The following is a 3,028-nucleotide window of genomic DNA, read 5'->3' on the forward strand; positions in this document are numbered from 1 at the left end:
TTTGCCCCCTGCGATCGCAGGGGGCAAAGCTGATGCCAGGAGAGTGGATCACGGACCGTCAGTTCAGGCGGTATATGGAACGTAGACAACAGGGTGACATACAAGTTCTGGCGGCGAGCCGAGCGGGGATAAGTGAGCGCAGCGCGCGGCGGATTGGCGCGGCAGCGTCATTGCCAAGCCAGTGCCGCAAGGCACGGGGACGGACGCGAGAAGATCCATTGGCGGGCGTGTGGGAAGAGATTGTCGTGCCGATGCTGCGGCAGGTGCCAATGCTCCGCGCAACGAGCGTGATGGAAGAGTTGGATCGAGAGTATCCTGGACGGCTCCATGAACGTCATCTGCGTACTCTGCAGCGCCGGATAGCGACCTGGCGTGCGACAGAAGGTCCTGAGCGCGAGGTTATCTTCCGACAGGAGCATCCGCCTGGCCATCAGTCGCTGTGCGACTTTACCGAGCCGGCAGATTTTGATGTGACGATAGCTGGCTTGCCATTTGATCATCTGCTTTTCCATTTCTGGCTCGCCTTTTCAGGCTGGCAGTACGTCAAGGTGATTGAAGGCGGCGAGAGCTTTACAGCGCTGACCGAGGGGATGCAGGAGGCGCTCTGGCAACTGGGCGGAGCGCCTGCGACGAACCGCACGGATCGTCTGTCAGCTGCCTATCGCAACCTCTCCCCGCATGATGATGCTGCCGCTGGCTATCAGGCCTTTTGTGACCATTATGGCATCGAGCCTACCCGCAACAATGCCGGCATTAGCCATGAGAATGGCTCAGTGGAGGCCGCACATGGGCATCTCAAGCGGTCGCTGCGCGAAGGGCTGGCTCTGCGCGGATCGCGTGATTTTGTCGATGTTGCTGCCTATCAGGCCTTCATCAGCGAGCATGTGGCACGGCGCAATGCACGCCGCCGTGGAGAGGTCGCGCTCGAGTTGGCGCAGATGAAGCCATTGCCAGCCTTCAAAACAACAGACTTCAGTCTGGCAACCGTGACCGTGACGCGGACATCGACGATTGCAGTGCGCGACGTCCTGTACACAGTGCCCTCGCGTCTGATCGGTTCCCGGCTGCGGGTTCACATCTATGACGGGCGGCTCGTTTGCTACCTGGGGAACAGCCAGGTGCTGACCTTGCCGCGGCGGCGGCGTAAGGCGCACGGTCCAACCCATGTGGTCGATTATCGACACATCATTGGATCACTCGTCAAAAAGCCGCAGGCATTTCGCCGCTCCGTGTTGCGCGATGGCATGTTCCCGCGCGAGGTCTTTCGCCGTGCCTGGGATATCCTTGATGCCACGCTGGACCCCCGGCGCGCCTGTCGCGTCTATGTCGGCCTGTTGCACCTAGCAGCAACGCATGCCTGCGAAGCACTGCTGGCCGATCATCTCGAGGCCGTCCTGGCGGCAGGCGATTTGCCCGATGTCGAGGTCGCGCGCGCCGCTGTGGCACCGCCGCCAAGCGCATCGCCTGATGTCAGCATCAAGCAGACTGACCTGACCATCTACGATTCTCTCTTCCAGCATCAGGAGACCCCCGATGTCCAAGCCTTCTAGTGACATCACGATCGACGCCGCCCGCCTCCCGGTGATGTTGTCGAGCCTGCGTCTGCCCAGCTTTGGTCAGCACTGGCAGGGCTTTGCAGCACGCGCCGATCGCGAAGACTGGGGCGCAGCCCGCTATCTGGCAGCTTTATGCGAACATGAGATCGCCGATCGCGATGCCCGGCGGATCGCCCGACACCTGGCAGAGGCGGGCTTGCCACGGGGCAAGACCTTCTCGACTTTTGATTTCGCTGCTGTTCCTACTATCCGCAAAGCCCATGTCATGGCACTTGCCGATGGCGACGCCTGGCTCGACCAAGGCGCCAATATCCTGTGTTTTGGTCCTTCGGGCACCGGCAAGAGCCACGCGGCAGCTGCGATTGGTCATGCGCTCGTCGAAGGTGGCCGCCGGGTTCTGTTCATTCGCACCACTGACATGGTCCAAAAGCTCCAGGCTGCGCGGCGCGACCTGTCGCTGCCGGCAATGATCGCCAAGTTCGATCGGTTCGATTGCCTGATCCTCGATGATCTAGGCTATGCCAGCAAGGACCAAGCCGAGACCAGTGTCCTGTTCGAGCTCATTGCAGAGCGCTATGAGCGCCGATCACTCATCGTCACCTGCAACCAGCCTTTCTCAGAATGGAACCAGATTTTTCCAAACGCCGCAATGACGATCGCGGCCGTTGACCGCCTTGTTCATCACGCCACCATCCTCGAGTTCAATGCTGAGAGCTATCGGCGCCGTACCGCCGCCCAAAATGCGGAGCGCACACCGTAATTGTCGTCGACAGTTGTCGTCGCGCCAGCATCGCGTCATGCTATTGCTATGTTCGACCCCGACGACATCATCATCCAGGCCGATATCCATATCCTCGATATCCAGCCCGTAATTAGCCGGCGGCTCGAGCTCCCCGGCGACCTCAACCTGGCCCAGCTCCATGAGGTGATACAGGCCTCGTTCGAATGGACCGACAGCCACCTTCACCAGTTCGATATCGGTGGCCTGACCTACGGTGCGCCCGAGTTCGATGAAGGAGACTGGTCCGATCGGCGGACCTTTGAAGCCAGCGACGTGCGTCTGTGCGATTTCGCCGCTTATGGCCCCGCGCCGCTCATCATCTTCTACGAATATGATTTCGGCGACAGCTGGGTGCATGTCATCGAACTCACTCGCAAGCCCAAGGAGCCAGGCGTCAAATATCCACGCTGTGTCGCCGGATCTCGTCGCGCCCCGCCAGAAGACGTCGGAGGCCCCCCAGGATATTTCGATTTCCTCCAAGCATGGCACGATACTCGCCATGAAGAGCATAAAGATATGCGCCGATGGGCCGGACGCTCCTTCCACCCCGAACGCTTCGACCTTGATGCCAACAACAAGGCCATCGCCAAGGCGATCAAACGCTCAAAAGGCAGCTATCGCTTCCGCTTCGAACCCTGAATTCCCGGCCATCTCATTTGTCGTCAACCGGCTATCGAATTTGTCGTTGCAC

General features: G+C 60.1%; 3 protein-coding genes. All 3 read left to right on the plus strand.

Annotated elements, in window-relative coordinates:
- Window positions 1-74 precede the first annotated feature (74 nt).
- From istA to EBBID32_RS11830, 3 genes are read left to right on the plus strand one after another with little or no spacing between them, the layout of a single operon-like run.
- Window positions 75-1,550: an IS21 family transposase gene (gene istA / locus EBBID32_RS11820; protein WP_006957341.1), complete on the plus strand. Its 1,476-nt coding sequence runs from the start codon at window positions 75-77 to the stop codon at window positions 1,548-1,550.
- Window positions 1,534-2,316, plus strand: coding sequence for an IS21-like element helper ATPase IstB (gene istB / locus EBBID32_RS11825; protein ID WP_006957342.1), 783 nt, complete (start codon window positions 1,534-1,536; stop codon window positions 2,314-2,316). Before istA ends, istB begins: the two co-directional genes overlap by 17 nt.
- A 48-nt stretch (window positions 2,317-2,364) precedes the next feature.
- On the plus strand, window positions 2,365-2,976 hold the full coding sequence (locus tag EBBID32_RS11830) for a plasmid pRiA4b ORF-3 family protein (protein WP_006957344.1): 612 nt from the start codon (window positions 2,365-2,367) through the stop codon (window positions 2,974-2,976).
- Window positions 2,977-3,028 lie beyond the last annotated feature (52 nt).

The organism is Sphingobium indicum BiD32 (assembly GCF_000382885.1).
Taxonomy (GTDB): domain Bacteria; phylum Pseudomonadota; class Alphaproteobacteria; order Sphingomonadales; family Sphingomonadaceae; genus Sphingobium; species Sphingobium japonicum_C.